Raw genomic sequence first — 15,766 nt, 5'->3', positions numbered from 1 at the left:
AGGAGTCGCTTCGCCGTTCGAGGCGTCACACATCCCGATGAAAAGCCGACGACACAGCGACCACTGCTCGCGCACGGCTCCCCTCTGATCAAGCTGGTGTCTTCTGCGAAGGAGACGCCACTGTGCGAATTTCTGACATCCAGCGCTGCGAGGTCCGGCCGGGACGGCTCGTCGAGTGGACGTTCAGCCCGGCGACCATCACGGCGGCGTCAGCACTGCCGGCGGACCCGCGGCCACCGGCGTACATCCAGGAGTCACACGTCAGGACGGCACGGTCGGTACGCGCAGACGGACTGTTCGTACCGACGTGGCTGGGCACGGCGTTCGACCTGCCGGGCCGAGCCGACCTCGACGCGCTCGAACAGGCGCTGCGCCGCTGGACGGTGCGGCACGAGACACTGCGCAGCGGCTTCCGCTGGGCCAGCGACGAACTGCACCGGTTCACGCTCGCCGAGGAGGACGTGTCGCTGCACCGCGAGGTGATCGGCGACTTCACCGACGCGAAGGCTCTGGTCCGGTACATGCAGGACCGTTTCGACGTGGCGGCGGACGCGCTCGGTTGGCCGAACCTCATCTACGCGGCCGTCGTCCGCGACGACTCCACCAGCGTGTACGCGGTGTTCGACCACACCAATGTCGACGCCTACTCCCTCCAGCGCATCCCGGAAGAAATCCACGAACTGTACACGGCGGACGCCACGGACCGGCCCACCACCGTTACCACCGTGGGGAGTTACGTGGACTTCTGCGAACAGGAGCGGGCGGCCGCGGACGGGATCGACGACACACACGCGATCGTCGCCCGCTGGCGGGAGTTCATCAGGCGGTGCGACGGGAGGCTTCCGGAGTTCCCCGTCGACCTCGGTCTGCGACCCGGCTGCACACTGCCCGCCCAGAGGCTGATGTGCGAGCCGCTCCTCGACGCGGACGCGGCCGCCGCCTTCGAGAAGCGCTGCCGACCCCATGGCGGCAGCCAGGTGGGCCTCCTGGCCGCAACCAGTCTGATCGTCCACGAGCTCGGCGGTCAGCCGTACTACCGCACGGTCGTACCGTTCCACACCCGGCTGAAGCCCGCCTGGTCGGATTCCGTGGGCTGGTACGTCGGCGGTGCGCCGATCGAGGTGCCCGCGACACGGGACTTCGACGACGCGCTCACCGCCGTCCGCGCCGAACTGCGGGCGAACCGCTCGCTCGCGCGCATCCCGCTGGCCCGCGTACTCCACCTGCTCGGCGCGGACTTCCGCCCGACCTCACCCGACTTGTACTCGATCGTCTCGTATGTGGATGCCCGCCTCACTCCTGGCTCGGCCCGCTGGGCCGAGACGAAGGCGTACGGACTGATCCGGGTGTCGTACGGCGACCAGGTGTGCGTCTGGGTCAACAGACTGCACGAAGGACTGTGGCTCGCCTGCCGTTACCCGGACACCGACATCGCCTACAAGAACGTACGACGATACGTCGAGGGACTGCGAGATCTGATCGTCTCCGTGTCGGCGGGAGACGGTCTCCGGGTCGCGGAACCGGCGTACTTCTGACGCAACCACCCGATCCCTCCCCCCTCTTGGCGCTCGCGCCGCACTTCACCCGCACGAGCCCATGCGACACGACCGCCGACGCGGAACGACAACGCCCTTGACCGGCCCGGACCTTGGGCGAGCGTCCGGCTCTCGGGCCCCTTGCCCTCCCGGGACACAGGTGCCCGGCACGGAACTCCCCCTTCGTGACTGCTAGTATCGACTCGGTCACACTAGGCAACCAGCCTCAACGGACAAGCAAAGAACCGAGGGTTCCATGCGCAAGCTTCAGCAGGTCGTGATCGCAGCAGCGGCGGCCGGCGGCCTGTCGGCCATCGGCGCCGGCACCGCCATCGCCGACACCAACGCCGGCGGACTGCACGTCACCGACTCCTACCGCCCCTACCAGGAGTGCAGCCCGCAGACGGTGGCCGAGAACGATGTCCCGATCGCCGTCCTCGGCCTCGCCGACACCATGGACACCACCTGCGGCCAGTACAACAACGCCTTCACTGGCTGAGCTCGGCGGTCATCGAAGACAGAGCCCGGTACGGCCGGTGCCCGGGGCGCACGGTGCCCGGCCACCCGGGCACCCGACAGAGGGAAAACGCATCACATGTTCAGTACGAAGAAGATCGTGGCTGCCTCGGGGCTGCTCGGCAGCCTCGCCCTGACCTGCGTCGGCGCCACCCAGGCGTACGCCGGAAGCGGCCCGGGAACCTGCACCCGGGACATCCTGGGCGACCTCACCTGCACACAGCGGATCACGGGCGAGATTCCCGAAGACGGCACCCTCCCCCACTACGAGAACTGCCAGAAGGTGCAGCCCCTCACTCTGCCCGCCGCCCTGGGCAACGGCCAGACACGGCTCGGACCCGAGGTGACCTGCTCCCCCACCACACGGGGAGTACCCGAAGAGACCGGGGGCCGGCCGGAGTCGCCCAGCCTCTGGCGCTGACCCCGGCAACCACAGCCCCGAGGCCGACGCATCACGGCACCTCTACGACATAAGAGGGATCGACGCGACATGTGGAGCGTAGATCCTGAATTACTACTCAATGCTCACATAAGCTCACGTTGAGTAGTCAAGCCAGGCACCGTGCCTGGGTCAGAAAGGGTCAAACATGCGTAAGTTTCAGCGCGCTGCGATCGTAGCGGCGGCGGTTATGGGGCTGTCCACCCTCGGCGCCGGCGTCGGCTTCGCCCACGGCGGCGACGACTCGGCTCCGGAGGTCACTGCCGTGGCCAACTCGTCGGCGAACGCGGTGGCCGTCGGTGGCGGTTACTACGTGCAGCCGCAGGACAAGCACGAGGCCCAGCCGGAGGAGCAGAGGTACGCCGAGCCCGAGCAGGGCTACGGCGAGCACGAGGGCGACCACGAGGGCGACCACGAGGGCGAGTAAAGACGTAACGGGGCCCATCCCCTCGGCGCCACGGCAACGGGGCGCATCAACCTCCTTCGGAAGCCTGATGCACATCGCACGAACTCGACGCTCCGGTCTCGCACCGGCTCGATCCGTTCGACGGTGTGCCGAGTGACACCCCATCACGAACTCAGCCCGGACGCGCGGCAATCCAACGGCGCGCGTCCGGGCTGCCGCCATCCCGCCCACGCGTTCGGCTCACGGCGCGGCCAGGCGCAGGATGATCTGTTCCGACCTTCTCGGGCCCGGACGCACGCCGGTGAACGGCACATGCGCCCGGGCCTCCGTCGTAAAGGAAAGCGACACATGTTCAGTCTCCAGAAGATCGCCACCGTCTCGGGACTCGTCGGCGGTCTCGCCCTGGTGTGCGTCGGCGCCGGACACGCCTACGCAGACGCGATTCCGGGTGGCTGCAAAACCACCGAGCAGGGGGGCACCGTCTGCGTCCACAAGACCGAGACGCAGACCGACAAGGACGGCACACACACCCTCAAGCAGGAGCAGAACTGCTCGACGGCGGACCGGCCACGCCTGGTGTTCCCGGAGGACGAACTGACGAGCACTGGATCCGCCAGCGTCGGACAGGTTGTGGACTGCTCCAACAGGGCGGAGCTGCCCAAGGGCTTCAAGAAGCCGCACATCGAGTTCTGAGGAACACCGAAGACTGCCGGGCCGGGAGCGATCCCGGCCCGGCAGTTCGTTTTCCGCGGACATACGCTCGCCCGCCCGTACGGTCACGCATTCACCGGACAAAGAAGAATTCCCGGCACCGTGGCCGATGGCCGGGGTGCCGGGAATCGATGTTCGTTCTACTCGCCGCCGAAGCTGTTGTTGCAACCCATCGTCGAGCCGATGTGAGTGGCCTGGGCGCCCGGGTTGCCCTCGCCGTTCAGCAGGTTGCCGCCCAGGCCGTTGCCGATACCGACCTCGCCGAGGATGTCGAGGTTCAGGTCGTGCGACGAACAGGTGCTGCTCTGCTTGACGTCGAATTTGTCGCCGCCCTTGCCCCAGCCCTGGTCGGCGTGGGCAGCGCCGGCGCCCAGGAGCCCGAGGCTCCCGAATGCGGCGACCAGGACGGCAGCCATGCGAACCTTGTGCATGTCATCTCCCGTGAAGTGAGGGTGGATGCGATCTACGAGAGACCGACTTTCGTACGTTCACGAAGACCGGTACGTCGTTCCGGAAATCCGGCACCGCGACGAATCCGAGCGGTTCCCGCCGCCGCGGAGGGCTGCCGGTGCGTACGAATGGTCCCGGCACCCTGCTCGATGCTCGGTTGCCGGGACCATTGATCGTCCGACGTCTGTCGCGCCGGACAGGACGTCAGAGGGCGCTGTTGTTGCAGCCCATCGTCGAGCCGATGTTGGTGGCCTGGGCGCCCGGGTTGCCCTCGCCGTTGAGCCCGTTGCCCAGCAGGCCGTTGAGCAGGCCCACCTCACCGAGGACGTCGAGGTTCAGGTCGTGCGACTTGCACTGCGAGCTCTGCGTGATCTTGAACTTGTCGCCGTGCTCACCGCCCTTGCCGCCACCCTGGCCCGCGTGGGCCGTGCCGCTCACGAGTCCGATGGTGCCGAGCGCGGCGACCAGGACGGCAACGTTGCGAAGCTTGCGCATGTCATCTCCGAGTGGATGTTGGTGAGTTCGATCTGTGCTCGATCGACTCGTCTCGTTACAGGAGACTAATACGAAATACCCCAAAACGGACATCGACGCGCCGAATTCGTGAGCTCGCAACAGCAATGACCCGAAAGGCCGTATCAGGCGCCTGCGACCCCGTCGAACACGCTCCCGCAGCCCGTGCCGGGGCGCCGGCGTGCGTCGGCGTCCGGTGGCGCTACTGCCGCATCGCGGTGGCGCTGGCGAGGGAGTTCGCCTGGCTGTTGGCCTGAGTGCAATCGACGCCGCGCGTCTCCGACGCCGCGAGCAGAGCGACCGGGATGTTCGCGTCGAGCAGCGTCTGGGGGCTGCACTCCTGGTACGGACGGAACAGGTTGTTCTGGTGGACCGGGGCGCCCTGCTGCGACTGCGGGGCCTGCGGGGTGACTTGCGGACTGATCTGCGGGTTCAGCTGCGGGTTGATCTGCGGGGCGATTTCGGTGCCCCGCTGAGGGGGCGCCTGCCGCAGGACCGGTGAGCCGTACGTCTGCGCGGTCGCCTGAGACGAGGTGGCGGCGGCGGCCTGGGCGTCCGGCTGCGAAACGGGCGGCGGCACAGCCCCGTTGTAGGCGGGGGGAGTCGCGGCGGAGCTTGGGCCGGCGCCGACGGCGGACAGACCACCGGCTGCTGCGACGACGAGCGCGACTTGCTGAAGCTTGCGCATGGAATCCTCGGCCCTTCTTGACCTGTGCACGGAACCTGGTAAATGGCTGATGCGGCAGCACAGTTGTCGCTGTTCCTGCCGCCCGCTCTGCGGCGGCGATGGAGCACCGCGCTTGGCTCCTGAGGAACGAGGCGGGGACGGGCTCGGATACGGGCGCCCCCGGGGGGTCACCCATTTGCCCCAAAGGCGCAAGGAACGCAGAGGTAATGCCGCCCTTAGGAGCAAACGGGTGACGGATCTCAAGGGGCGTGACCACAGCGAGGAGCAATCGTTCCAACGGGGAGAGGGGCAGCGGCCGTTAATCCGAGACAGGGATGAGGGGATTCGCTGTCGGCTCCGACGCGAAGTCCGCGTGCTGCTCAGCATTACCGCTGCTGACCGTGCAGTGCGAGTAACCGCACCCGCCGCACGCGTGACCGCGCTGAATGCAACGTTTCAGGTATCGAAGGGCCGAGGGTTTCATGCGCAAGCTTCACAAGGCCGCGCTCGTTGTAGCGGCGGCCGGCGGTCTGTCCGCCATCGGCGTCGGCGTCAGCCATGCCGACACGCTCGTCGGACCCGGCGGTCCCGCTCCGGCGCCGGCTCCCGAGTATCCCGCGTACCAGGCCCCGCCTCCCCAGTACGCGCAGCCCGCACCGGCCCCTCAGCAGGCCCCGCCCCAGTACGCACAGCCCGCACCGGCTCCCCAGTACGCACAGCCCGCACCGGCTCCCCAGTACGCACAGCCCGCACCGGCTCCCCAGCCGGCCCCGCCCCAGTACGCACAGCCCGCACCGGCTCCCCAGTACGCACAGCCCGCACCGGCTCCCCAGTACGCACAGCCCGCACCGGCCCCTCAGCCGGCCCCGCCCCAGTACGCACAGCCCGCACCGGCTCCCCAGTACGCACAGCCCGCACCGGCTCCCCAGCCGGCCCCGCCCCAGTACGCACAGCCGGCACCGCAACAGCCGACCGGCTACGCCACGGCCTCGGCCACGTCGCTCGGAACGGCGCAGGCCTCCGCCACGCCCTACCCGCAGCAGGCCGCTCCCCCGCAGCCGGTCCAAGCCGCTCCCCCGCAGCGGGCTCAGGTGGTGCCCCAGGTCATGCCTCAGGTCATGCCGCAGGTCGCCCCGCAGGTGGCGGTGCCCCAGGCGTTCGGCCCGGAGCCTCCGGCGTACGTCACCCCGCAGGTGAACCCCCAGGTGAACCCTCAGATCAACCCGCTCCTCAACCCGCAGATCACGCCGGGGAGCGTGCCGGAACTGGCTCCGGTCGGCCTCGGGCAGGTCGCGGCGCCACCCGTCGGCCAGCTGGGGCTTCCCCGGCTCGGCTGACAGCCTCACCGAAATCGCGACCCGATCTGGTGCAGATCGCGTCCCCTCAACCAACGGAGAACCCATGCGCACGATTCACAAGGCGGTCCTCGTGGGCGTCGTCCTCGGCAGTGTCGGCTCCTTCGGCGGCAACGCCGCGTTCGCCCACGGTGAGCCGGGCCACGACGTCGACATCACGCAGGGCATCGAGTGCCGCTCGCACGACATGAACATCGAGGTGATCGGCAGCATCGGTGCGATCACCGGCCTGGCGGGCAACCTGCTGAACGGTGAAGGCAACCCCGGCGCGCAGCAGAGCCACCTCGGTTCGGACATGGGCTGCAACAGCCAGGCGTTCTGACGGCCTCGCCCCCCGCGGCCCCGGGCACGCACAGACCATTCCGGGACACGCCAGTGCCATCGCATGTGGCGTGTCCCGTGGTCCGTGCGTGCCCTTTCCCACGCGAAGACACCGCCCGACCGGGCCCTGCACGGCCCGCCGGCCCGCGACCGCGTTCCCTGAGCGGTCCCCCAGGACCGCTCAGGGAACGCGGTGCTGTCGTGTACGACAACCGACAGCCGCTGCGCGGACCGGTCTGCCCGGACCCGTCCGAACGTGTCACGGGCCCCGGAAGTTCTCCACTTCCGGGGCCCGTGACCGAAGGGAACGCACCCCTCCAACGACACGGCGCCCCTGGAGTCACACGCCGGTTCCTCCCGTCCTCCCGCGATCACACCCCGCGGGGGTGTCGGACAGGGCCGGCGCCCGTCGGTGATTCGGGCACCGGCCCCGGGGCCGTCACGTCGCCGGTTCGGAACTGCGGGTCCGGGAGAGGGCACAGCGGCCCCGCAGCACTGGTCCGGGCCGGAGCGCACTCCCGGACGGGGGCCGCTTCAGCGGACGTGGCCCCCACTGAAGCGGCGGTACAGGATCCCTCCCGTGACGATGAGCGCGACGCTGCCCGCGAGGGCGGGGGCCGTGAGGTCCGCTCCGGTGTGGGCCAGCGAGGATGCCACGGGGTGCGGGGCGGGGTGGGACCGGGCGGAAGCCGGGTGCCTCGGGGCCCGGGGCTTCGGGACCGCGGAGTGCGGGGCCGGGCTCGGGTGGTCGCCGGATTCGTTGACCGAGTGGTTGCCGAAGACCGGGTTGCCCACGCCGACCACGTTGACACTGTTCCCGGAGACGTTCACCGGCAGGTCGATCGGGAGCTGGAGGTCGTTGCCCGACAGCAGTCCGGGCGAGTCCGCGGTGCTGCCGTGAGCCGACGCCCCACCGGACGCGACCGACGCGCCGCTGTCGCCCGTACCGCCGGCTTTCGCCGCACCACCGGTCCGCGCAACGCCGGCCTTCGCCGTACCGCTCTTCGCGGCACCCGCGGTCTTCGCCGCACCGCCGTTCACACAGGTGTTGCCCGCGGCCGGATTGAGCAGTCCCACCACGTCGGCGGTGTTGCCGCAGATGTTCACCGGCACGTGCACCGGAATCTGGACGTTGTTGCCGGAGAGCACCCCGGGCGAGCCGGCCGCCGTTGCCTCTGCACCGGCCCCGTCGGCCGCGAAGGCGGCGGACACCGGGAACGCCACGACCATCGCGCCGGACGCGGCGGCGACGGCGAACACACCGTTTCGGGTAGTCCGTCTCATTGGTTTCCTGCCTTCCTGACATCATCGCGGGCACTCACCCGCACCCACATAAAACGGACGTGCCCCATCCGGAGTTATGGCGTGCCGCCCGCGAGTTGCTCCGGGCGGGCTTCCGGGCCGCCCCGCTCGCAGCGAGTCACACACCGACCTCATACCCCCTAGGGGTATAGTATGGCCGAGTGAGGGGTCCTCCAGGGACCCCACCGGCCCCGAACACCTCTACGAGGAGCAACGATGACCGCTCAGACCGACACCACGGGCCCCGTCACCACCGTCTACAAGGTGACCGGCATGAGCTGTGGCCACTGCGAGGGCTCCGTCTCCGGCGAGATCTCCCAGATCCCCGGCGTCAGCTCGGTGAAGGCCGTCGCGTCGACCGGCGAGGTGACCGTCGTCTCCGAGGCCCCGCTGGACGAGGAGGCCGTGCGCGCCGCCGTGGACGAGGCCGGTTTCGAGCTGGCCGGCCAGGCCTGAGGAAGACCCTCCGTTTCCCCGACCCGGGCCGTGCCGACCAGCTGATACTGGATCCGTAGGGCCCGGTCCGATGTCTGGAGTCCGGACATGACCAGCACCACCGCAGAAACCGCAGAAACCGCGGAGGCAGCCGCGGCCACGGGCACCGGCTCCGAGGTCGAGCTGCTCATCGGCGGGATGACCTGCGCCTCCTGCGCCGCCCGGGTGGAGAAGAAGCTCAACCGGATGGACGGCGTCAGCGCCACCGTCAACTTCGCCACCGAGAAGGCCAAGGTCACCTTCGGCGACGGCGTCCAGGTCGCCGACCTGATCGCCACCGTGGAGAAGACCGGCTACACCGCCGAGGAGCCGCCACCACCGCGGCCCGCGCCCGGGACGGAAGCGGAAACACCCGCACCGGACGCCGAACTGGGCGCCCTGCGCCACCGCCTGCTCGTCTCCGCGCTGCTCGCCGCCCCCGTGGTCCTCCTGTCGATGATCCCCGCGCTGCAGTTCGACAACTGGCAGTGGCTCTCGCTCACCCTCGCCGCGCCGGTCGTCGTCTGGGGCGGCGCCCCCTTCCACCGGGCCGCCTGGACCAACCTGCGGCACGGCGCCGCCACCATGGACACCCTCGTCTCGGTCGGCACGCTGGCCGCGTTCGGCTGGTCGCTGTGGGCGCTGTTCTTCGGCGACGCCGGCATGCCCGGCATGCACGACGAGTTCCGCCTCACCGTCTCCCGCATGGACGGCGCCTCCACGATCTACCTGGAGGTCGCCGCCGGAGTCGTCGCGCTGATCCTGCTCGGCCGCTATCTGGAGGCCCGTTCCAAGCGCCGCGCGGGCGCCGCCCTGAAGGCCCTGATGGAGCTGGGCGCCAAGGACGTGGCCGTGCTGCGGGAAGGCCGCGAGGTGCGGATACCGGTGTCGTCACTGGCCGTCGGCGACCGGTTCGTCGTCCGGCCCGGCGAGAAGATCGCCACCGACGGCACAGTGGCCGAGGGCGTCTCAGCGGTGGACGCCTCCATGCTGACCGGCGAGTCGGTGCCGGTGGACGTCGGCCCCGGCGACCGGGTCACCGGCGCCACGGTCAACGCGGGCGGCCGGCTGGTCGTGGAGGCCACCCGGGTCGGCGCGGACACCCAGCTCGCCCGGATGGCGAAGCTGGTCGAGGACGCGCAGAACGGCAAGGCCGAGGTGCAGCGGCTCGCCGACCGGATCTCCGCCGTCTTCGTCCCCGTGGTCATCCTCATCGCGCTCGGCACCTTCGGCGTCTGGCTGGGCGTCACCGGCGACACCGTGGCCGCGTTCACCGCCGCCGTCGCCGTCCTGATCATCGCCTGCCCCTGCGCGCTGGGCCTGGCCACCCCGACCGCGCTGATGGTCGGCACCGGGCGCGGCGCCCAGCTCGGCATCCTGATCAAGGGCCCCGAGGTGCTGGAGTCGACCCGCCGCGTGGACACGGTCGTCCTGGACAAGACCGGCACGGTCACCACCGGCCGGATGAGCCTCCAGGCCGTGTACGTCGCCGAGGGCGAGGACGAGAAGGAGCTGCTGCGGCTCGCGGGCGCCCTGGAGCACGCCTCCGAGCACCCCGTGGCCCGGGCCGTCGCCGCCGGCGCCGAGGAACGCGCCGGAGCGCTGCCGCCGGTCGAACACTTCGAGAACGTGCCCGGACGGGGCGTGCGCGGGCGCGTGGACGGCCGCGAGGTGGCCGTGGGGCGCCTCTACGACGACCTCCCGCAGGAGCTGGCCCACGCGGCCCGCGAGGCCGAGCGGGAAGGCCGTACGGCCGTCGTGGCGGGCTGGGACGGGCGGGCCCGCGGGGTCCTCGCCGTCGCCGACGCGGTCAAGGACACCAGTGCCGGGGCGATCCGCGAGCTGCGGGCGCTGGGACTGACGCCGGTACTGCTCACCGGCGACAACCGGACCGTCGCCGAGGCGGTCGCGCGCACGGTCGGCATCGACTCCGCGCACGTCTTCGCCGAGGTGCTGCCCGAGGACAAGGTGGACGTCGTACGACGGCTCCAGCGCGAGGGGCGGGCCGTGGCCATGGTCGGCGACGGTGTGAACGACGCCGCCGCGCTCGCCACGGCGGACCTGGGACTGGCCATGGGCACCGGCACGGACGCGGCGATCGAGGCCGGCGACCTGACGCTGGTGCGCGGGGATCTGCGGGTGGCCGCGGACGCGATCCGGCTGTCCCGGCGGACGCTGGCCACCATCAAGGGCAACCTCGTGTGGGCCTTCGGCTACAACGTCGCCGCGCTGCCGCTGGCCGCCGCGGGGCTGCTCAACCCCATGATCGCGGGGGCGGCGATGGCCTTCTCCTCGGTGTTCGTGGTGACGAACAGCCTGCGGCTGCGCGCCTTCCGGCAGGGCGCGGCAATTGCCGGGGTGGATGTCCCGGTCCCCCTGGAGTCCGGCGCGAGCCTCACATAAGCTCTTCACAAGGCTCGCGCATCATCCTTACGCTTGAGCCCCGATCGCCGTATCGGGGCTCTTGCGCACCTAAAGGACATATGCAAGAGACGCAGATCACAGTGATGCGAACGTAACCATCGAAGGGGTTCGAGGGTCTAAGTTGGCGATGTCAGCCCGGCGTCTTGGGGGGCGCTGACTGGCATCTGGGGATGTCTTGGGGGACTTCCTCAGAGATGCGTTGCCGGGGCACGCACACCGGGAAGCTTTGAGCGGCCCTTCCGGGGTGCGTTGTCCCGGCAGATCGCACCGCATCACTGGAGCAGGCCGAGTTTTGCTCGTTCTGCTCACAGACAGCGATTCAGGCGCTGTCCTCTCCGAGCGCCCGGCCGGATCCCGTGGGGGGAATCCGCACCGGGACATGGGAAGGCGCCCTGGTCGTCGGCCCGTGGGGGGACCGGCGTCTCAGGGCGCCTTCCGCTTTTTCTGTCCGTACCGCTACGACGACTCTCCGGCCCGTGCGGCTACGACGGGACCGCCGAGCGCCTTGACGCTACGACGGGACAGTCGGGTGCCTGGAGGCTCACCGCACCCCAGGCACCCGCCAAGAAGAACTCAGCGCTCCTCGACCGGCACGAAGTCGCGCTCCACCACGCCCGTGTAGATCTGGCGCGGGCGGCCGATGCGGGAGCCCGGCTCCTTGATCATCTCGGTCCACTGGGCGATCCAGCCCGGCAGGCGGCCGAGGGCGAACAGGACCGTGAACATCTCGGTCGGGAAGCCCATGGCGCGGTAGATCAGACCGGTGTAGAAGTCCACGTTCGGGTACAGCTTGCGCTCGACGAAGTAGTCGTCGGACAGCGCGTGCTCCTCCAGCTTGAGGGCGATGTCGAGGAGCTCGTCCTCCTTGCCCAGCGCGGAGAGCACGTCGTGCGCGGCGGCCTTGATGATCTTGGCGCGCGGGTCGAAGTTCTTGTAGACCCGGTGGCCGAAGCCCATCAGGCGGACGCCGTCCTCCTTGTTCTTCACCTTGCGGATGAAGGTGTCGACGTCGGAGCCCGAGTCGCGGATGCCCTCCAGCATCTCCAGCACGGACTGGTTGGCACCGCCGTGCAGCGGGCCCCACAGGGCGCTGATGCCGGCCGAGATCGACGCGAACATGTTGGCCTGCGAGGAGCCGACCAGGCGGACCGTGGAGGTCGAACAGTTCTGCTCGTGGTCGGCGTGCAGGATCAGCAGCTTGTCCAGCGCGGCGACGACGACCGGGTCGAGCTCGAACTCCTGCGCCGGCACCGAGAAGGTCATGCGCAGGAAGTTCTCGACGTAACCGAGGTCGTTGCGCGGGTAGACGAACGGGTGGCCGATCGACTTCTTGTACGCGTACGCCGCGATCGTCGGGAGCTTGGCGAGCAGCCGGATCGTGGAGAGGTCGCGCTGCGTCTCGTCGAACGGGTTGTGGCTGTCCTGGTAGAAGGTGGACAGCGCCGAGACGACCGAGGACAGCATGGCCATCGGGTGGGCGTCGCGCGGGAAGCCCTTGTAGAAGTTCTTGACGTCCTCGTGCAGCAGCGTGTGCCGCGTGATGTCGTTCTTGAACGCCGTCAGCTGGTCGACGGTGGGCAGCTCGCCGTTGATCAGCAGGTACGCCACCTCAAGGAAGGTGGAGCGCTCGGCCAGCTGCTCGATGGGGTAGCCGCGGTAGCGGAGGATGCCCGCCTCGCCGTCGAGGTAGGTGATCGCGGATTTGTAGGCGGCGGTGTTGCCGTAGCCGCTGTCCAGAGTCACCAGACCGGTCTGGGCGCGGAGCTTCCCGATGTCGAAGCCCTTGTCACCGACGGTGCTGTCGACCACCGGGTAGGTGTACTCGCCGTCGCCGTACCGCAGTACTACAGAGTTGTCGCTCACGTCTTCCCTCACCGACGTAGTGCCTCATCTTCGAGGTGCCCTGACTGTCTCTACCATCCCCCATTTGGCTCAGGAGAGTGCACTCGGGGTCGACCATTGGGCCTATTGGCGGCACTCAGTGCCGTCAACCTGCTCATCCTGCCCCCTCGAAGGGGTAACCGGAAGTGCTCTGTGACCTTCACGACTCGTTTGATCGATCATTTTTGCCGCAGGGCCGGATTCCGTGCCGCCACCGTGACTTCGGGGCCACCGCCCGTGACTTCAGGGCCCGCCGCCTTCGGGCTCAGGCCCCCAGTCTGAAGTCCAGGGCGGTGCACCGCCGCCCGGCCGACACCGTGCGCACCGCCTGCCCGATCGCCTTGCGTGAACCGACGAGAACGACCAGCTGACGGGCCCGGGTGACCGCCGTGTAGAGCAGGTTCCGCTGGAGCATCATCCATGCTCCCGTGGTGACGGGAATCACCACGGCGGGATATTCACTGCCCTGGGAGCGGTGAATGGTCACCGCGTACGCGTGGGCCAGTTCGTCCAGTTCGTCGAATTCGTACGGAACCTCCTCATCCTCGTCCGTCAGCACGGTCAGGCGCTGGTCGACCGGGTCGAGCGAGGTGACGACGCCCACGGTGCCGTTGAAGACACCGTTCTTCCCTTTCTCGTAATTGTTGCGAATCTGGGTGACCTTGTCGCCGACGCGGAACACCCGGCCGCCGAACCGCTTCTCCGGCAGATCGGGCCGCCCGGGCGTGATGGCCTGCTGGAGCAGCCCGTTGAGCGTGCCCGCGCCGGCCGGCCCCCGGTGCATCGGCGCCAGCACCTGCACGTCACGGCGCGGGTCCAGCCCGAACTTGGCCGGAATCCGCCGCGCGGCCACGTCCACGGTGAGCCGGCCGGCGGCCTCCGTGTCGTCCTCCACGAAGAGGAAGAAGTCCTTCAGCCCGTCGGTGAGCGGATGCTGCCCCGCGTTGATGCGGTGGGCGTTGGTGACGACACCGGACTGCTGGGCCTGCCGGAAGACGCGGGTGAGCCGGACGGCCGGGACGGGACTGCCGTCGGCGAGCAGATCACGCAGGACCTCCCCCGCGCCCACGCTGGGCAACTGGTCCACGTCCCCCACGAAGAGCAGATGGGCCCCCGGCGGTACGGCCTTCACGAGCTTGTTGGCGAGCAGCAGGTCCAGCATGGATGCCTCGTCCACGACCACCAGGTCGGCGTCGAGCGGCCGGTCCCGGTCGTAGGCGGCGTCCCCGCCGGGCTTCAGCTCCAGCAGCCGGTGCACGGTGGAGGCCTCGGCTCCGGTCAGCTCGGCCAGCCGCTTGGCGGCCCGGCCGGTCGGGGCGGCGAGCAGCACCTTGGCACGCCGGGCCCGGGCCAGCTCCACGATCGAGCGCACGGTGAACGACTTGCCGCAGCCGGGCCCGCCGGTGAGGACGGCGACCTTCTCGGTCAGCGCGAGTCTCACGGCCGCCTCCTGCTCGGGCGCGAGGTCGGCGCCGGTGCGGGATCCCAGCCACCCGAGCGCCTTGCCCCAGTCCACGTCCCGGAACCCCGGCATCCGGTCCTGGTCCGTGCGCAGAAGCCGCAGGAGCTGGGCGGAGAGGGAGAGTTCGGCGCGGTGGAAGGGGACGAGGTACACGGCGCTGACGGGCTCGTCGCCGCCGTCGGGTCCGGGCACCTTCTCCCGGACGACCCCCGGATCGCCTCCGTCCTCCGGCACCTGGCCCAGCTCGCCCAGGCACTCGATGACCAGCCCGGTGTCCACCTGGAGCAGCTTCACGGCATCGGCGATCAGCCGCTCCTCGGGCAGGAAGCAGTGCCCCTGGTCGGCGGACTGCGACAGCGCGTACTGCAGGCCGGCCTTCACGCGCTCGGGACTGTCGTGCGGGATCCCGACCGACTGGGCGATCTTGTCGGCGGTGAGGAAGCCGATGCCCCAGACGTCGGCGGCGAGCTGGTAGGGGCGTTCCTTCACGACGGAGATCGACGCGTCGCCGTACTTCTTGTAGATCCGCACGGCGATGGAGGTGGATACCTCGACGGTCTGCAGGAAGAGCATGACCTCCTTGATGGCCTTCTGCTCGTCCCAGGCGTCGGCGATCTTCTTGGTGCGTTTGGGGCCGAGGCCGGGAACCTCGATGAGGCGCTTGGGCTCCTCCTCGATGATCCTCAGGGTGTCGACGCCGAAGTGCTGGGTGATGCGGTCGGCGAAGACCGGCCCGATGCCCTTGACCAGCCCGGACCCCAGATAGCGCCGGATGCCCTGGACGGTGGCCGGCAGCACGGTCGTGTAGTTCTCGACGTGGAACTGCTTGCCGTACTGCGGATGCGACCCCCAGCGGCCCTCCATCCGGAGGGACTCACCGACCTGGGCACCGAGGAGCGCGCCGACCACCGTGAGGAGATCCCCGGCGCCTCTGCCGGTGTCGACCCGGGCCACCGTGTACCCGTTCTCCTCGTTGGCGTACGTGATCCGCTCCAGCACGCCTTCGACCACGGCAAGACGCCGTTCGCCGGTCTGGGTCCCCGCCTGTTGAGCCATGATCCGACGGTACCGGTGAGGTCTGACACCGGCCCACTGGCGTCCTGGGCCACCGTCTGATCCGTGGCGCGGCCCGGGAGCCGGTCCGGCGGGAGATCAGGCCCACGAGCGTGAAGATCGCCCCGGGCTTCGGCGTCCTGGGCGCCGTCGTTGCCCTGGGCACGCTGATCACCCTTGCCGCCGCGTTCTTGCTCTGAGCGGTCAACTCGCCCACGGTCGGCGGGTCTTGCGCCGGAACGGCACACTCCGAACAC

The 15,766-nt window shown here is 69.6% G+C and carries 15 protein-coding genes; 9 read left to right on the top strand and 6 right to left on the bottom strand.

Going from position 1 to position 15,766, the window contains the following annotated elements:
• Positions 1 to 122 precede the first annotated feature (122 nt).
• The 5 genes from C3492_RS03825 to C3492_RS03805 all read left to right on the top strand — a co-directional run bounded on the left by C3492_RS03825 (position 123) and on the right by C3492_RS03805 (position 3,589).
• On the top strand, positions 123 to 1,535 hold the full coding sequence (locus C3492_RS03825; protein WP_103810277.1) for a condensation domain-containing protein: 1,413 nt from the start codon (positions 123 to 125) through the stop codon (positions 1,533 to 1,535).
• Positions 1,536 to 1,791: 256 nt separating this feature from the next.
• The gene (locus tag C3492_RS03820; protein WP_103810276.1) at positions 1,792 to 2,034 is read left to right on the top strand and encodes a hypothetical protein; all 243 of its coding nucleotides are present in this window, start codon (positions 1,792 to 1,794) and stop codon (positions 2,032 to 2,034) included.
• Between the two features lie 96 nt (positions 2,035 to 2,130).
• Positions 2,131 to 2,472: a hypothetical protein gene (locus tag C3492_RS03815; RefSeq protein ID WP_103810275.1), complete on the top strand. Its 342-nt coding sequence runs from the start codon at positions 2,131 to 2,133 to the stop codon at positions 2,470 to 2,472.
• Positions 2,473 to 2,680: 208 nt separating this feature from the next.
• Complete coding sequence (locus C3492_RS03810; protein ID WP_103810274.1) at positions 2,681 to 2,917, top strand: hypothetical protein; 237 nt, start codon at positions 2,681 to 2,683, stop codon at positions 2,915 to 2,917.
• Positions 2,918 to 3,244: 327 nt separating this feature from the next.
• Entirely contained in the window at positions 3,245 to 3,589 is a 345-nt protein-coding gene (locus C3492_RS03805) for a hypothetical protein (protein ID WP_258055468.1), read from the top strand.
• Between the two features lie 158 nt (positions 3,590 to 3,747).
• On the opposite strand, the gene C3492_RS03800 is transcribed toward C3492_RS03805, so the two are convergent.
• The 3 genes from C3492_RS03800 to C3492_RS03790 form a co-directional block, all read right to left on the bottom strand.
• The gene (locus C3492_RS03800; RefSeq protein ID WP_103810273.1) at positions 3,748 to 4,038 is read right to left on the bottom strand and encodes a hypothetical protein; all 291 of its coding nucleotides are present in this window, start codon (positions 4,036 to 4,038) and stop codon (positions 3,748 to 3,750) included.
• A gap of 223 nt (positions 4,039 to 4,261) precedes the next feature.
• A complete protein-coding gene (locus tag C3492_RS03795; protein ID WP_103810272.1) occupies positions 4,262 to 4,552 on the bottom strand; it encodes a hypothetical protein in 291 nt (96 codons plus the stop codon).
• Positions 4,553 to 4,772: 220 nt separating this feature from the next.
• Entirely contained in the window at positions 4,773 to 5,258 is a 486-nt protein-coding gene (locus C3492_RS03790; protein WP_103810271.1) for a hypothetical protein, read from the bottom strand.
• A 461-nt stretch (positions 5,259 to 5,719) separates the two neighbouring features.
• On the opposite strand from C3492_RS03790, the gene C3492_RS03785 reads away from it, so the two are divergent.
• Together C3492_RS03785 and C3492_RS03780 are read left to right on the top strand one after the other, a co-directional pair.
• Complete coding sequence (locus C3492_RS03785) at positions 5,720 to 6,574, top strand: hypothetical protein (protein WP_103810270.1); 855 nt, start codon at positions 5,720 to 5,722, stop codon at positions 6,572 to 6,574.
• A 64-nt stretch (positions 6,575 to 6,638) separates the two neighbouring features.
• Entirely contained in the window at positions 6,639 to 6,914 is a 276-nt protein-coding gene (locus tag C3492_RS03780; protein ID WP_103810269.1) for a hypothetical protein, read from the top strand.
• Between the two features lie 533 nt (positions 6,915 to 7,447).
• Here C3492_RS03780 and C3492_RS46605 read toward each other — a convergent pair.
• The gene (locus tag C3492_RS46605) at positions 7,448 to 8,173 is read right to left on the bottom strand and encodes a chaplin (RefSeq protein WP_308461122.1); all 726 of its coding nucleotides are present in this window, start codon (positions 8,171 to 8,173) and stop codon (positions 7,448 to 7,450) included.
• A 258-nt stretch (positions 8,174 to 8,431) separates the two neighbouring features.
• Between C3492_RS46605 and C3492_RS03770 the strand changes: the two genes are divergently transcribed.
• Together C3492_RS03770 and C3492_RS03765 are read left to right on the top strand one after the other, a co-directional pair.
• Entirely contained in the window at positions 8,432 to 8,671 is a 240-nt protein-coding gene (locus tag C3492_RS03770; RefSeq protein WP_103810267.1) for a heavy-metal-associated domain-containing protein, read from the top strand.
• Between the two features lie 87 nt (positions 8,672 to 8,758).
• Entirely contained in the window at positions 8,759 to 11,092 is a 2,334-nt protein-coding gene (locus tag C3492_RS03765; protein WP_258055467.1) for a cation-translocating P-type ATPase, read from the top strand.
• Between the two features lie 594 nt (positions 11,093 to 11,686).
• Here C3492_RS03765 and C3492_RS03760 read toward each other — a convergent pair.
• The gene (locus C3492_RS03760) at positions 11,687 to 12,976 is read right to left on the bottom strand and encodes a citrate synthase (protein WP_103810266.1); all 1,290 of its coding nucleotides are present in this window, start codon (positions 12,974 to 12,976) and stop codon (positions 11,687 to 11,689) included.
• 283 nt (positions 12,977 to 13,259) lie between these two features.
• A complete protein-coding gene (locus C3492_RS03755) occupies positions 13,260 to 15,512 on the bottom strand; it encodes an ATP-dependent RecD-like DNA helicase (protein WP_181140182.1) in 2,253 nt (750 codons plus the stop codon).
• Between the last annotated feature and the right edge of the window lie 254 nt (positions 15,513 to 15,766).

The organism is Streptomyces sp. Ru62, assembly GCF_002920615.1.
In the GTDB taxonomy this organism is placed as follows: Bacteria; Actinomycetota; Actinomycetes; order Streptomycetales; family Streptomycetaceae; genus Streptomyces.
The sequence above is the reverse complement of the archived record's forward strand: the minus strand, read 5'-3'. Positions and strand labels throughout refer to the sequence as shown.

Excerpts from the sequence above, each read along its gene's own strand:
- C3492_RS03765 (WP_258055467.1), top strand. The coding sequence starts at position 8,759 with ATGACCAGCACCACCGCAGAAACCGCAGAAACCGCGGAGGCAGCCGCG.
- C3492_RS03805 (WP_258055468.1), top strand. The coding sequence starts at position 3,245 with ATGTTCAGTCTCCAGAAGATCGCCACCGTCTCGGGACTCGTCGGCGGT.
- C3492_RS03755 (WP_181140182.1), bottom strand. The coding sequence starts at position 15,512 with ATGGCTCAACAGGCGGGGACCCAGACCGGCGAACGGCGTCTTGCCGTG.
- C3492_RS03800 (WP_103810273.1), bottom strand. The coding sequence starts at position 4,038 with ATGCACAAGGTTCGCATGGCTGCCGTCCTGGTCGCCGCATTCGGGAGC.
- C3492_RS03790 (WP_103810271.1), bottom strand. The coding sequence starts at position 5,258 with ATGCGCAAGCTTCAGCAAGTCGCGCTCGTCGTCGCAGCAGCCGGTGGT.
- C3492_RS03785 (WP_103810270.1), top strand. The coding sequence starts at position 5,720 with ATGCGCAAGCTTCACAAGGCCGCGCTCGTTGTAGCGGCGGCCGGCGGT.
- C3492_RS03770 (WP_103810267.1), top strand. The coding sequence starts at position 8,432 with ATGACCGCTCAGACCGACACCACGGGCCCCGTCACCACCGTCTACAAG.
- C3492_RS03810 (WP_103810274.1), top strand. The coding sequence starts at position 2,681 with ATGGGGCTGTCCACCCTCGGCGCCGGCGTCGGCTTCGCCCACGGCGGC.
- C3492_RS03795 (WP_103810272.1), bottom strand. The coding sequence starts at position 4,552 with ATGCGCAAGCTTCGCAACGTTGCCGTCCTGGTCGCCGCGCTCGGCACC.
- C3492_RS03820 (WP_103810276.1), top strand. The coding sequence starts at position 1,792 with ATGCGCAAGCTTCAGCAGGTCGTGATCGCAGCAGCGGCGGCCGGCGGC.
- C3492_RS03780 (WP_103810269.1), top strand. The coding sequence starts at position 6,639 with ATGCGCACGATTCACAAGGCGGTCCTCGTGGGCGTCGTCCTCGGCAGT.
- C3492_RS03815 (WP_103810275.1), top strand. The coding sequence starts at position 2,131 with ATGTTCAGTACGAAGAAGATCGTGGCTGCCTCGGGGCTGCTCGGCAGC.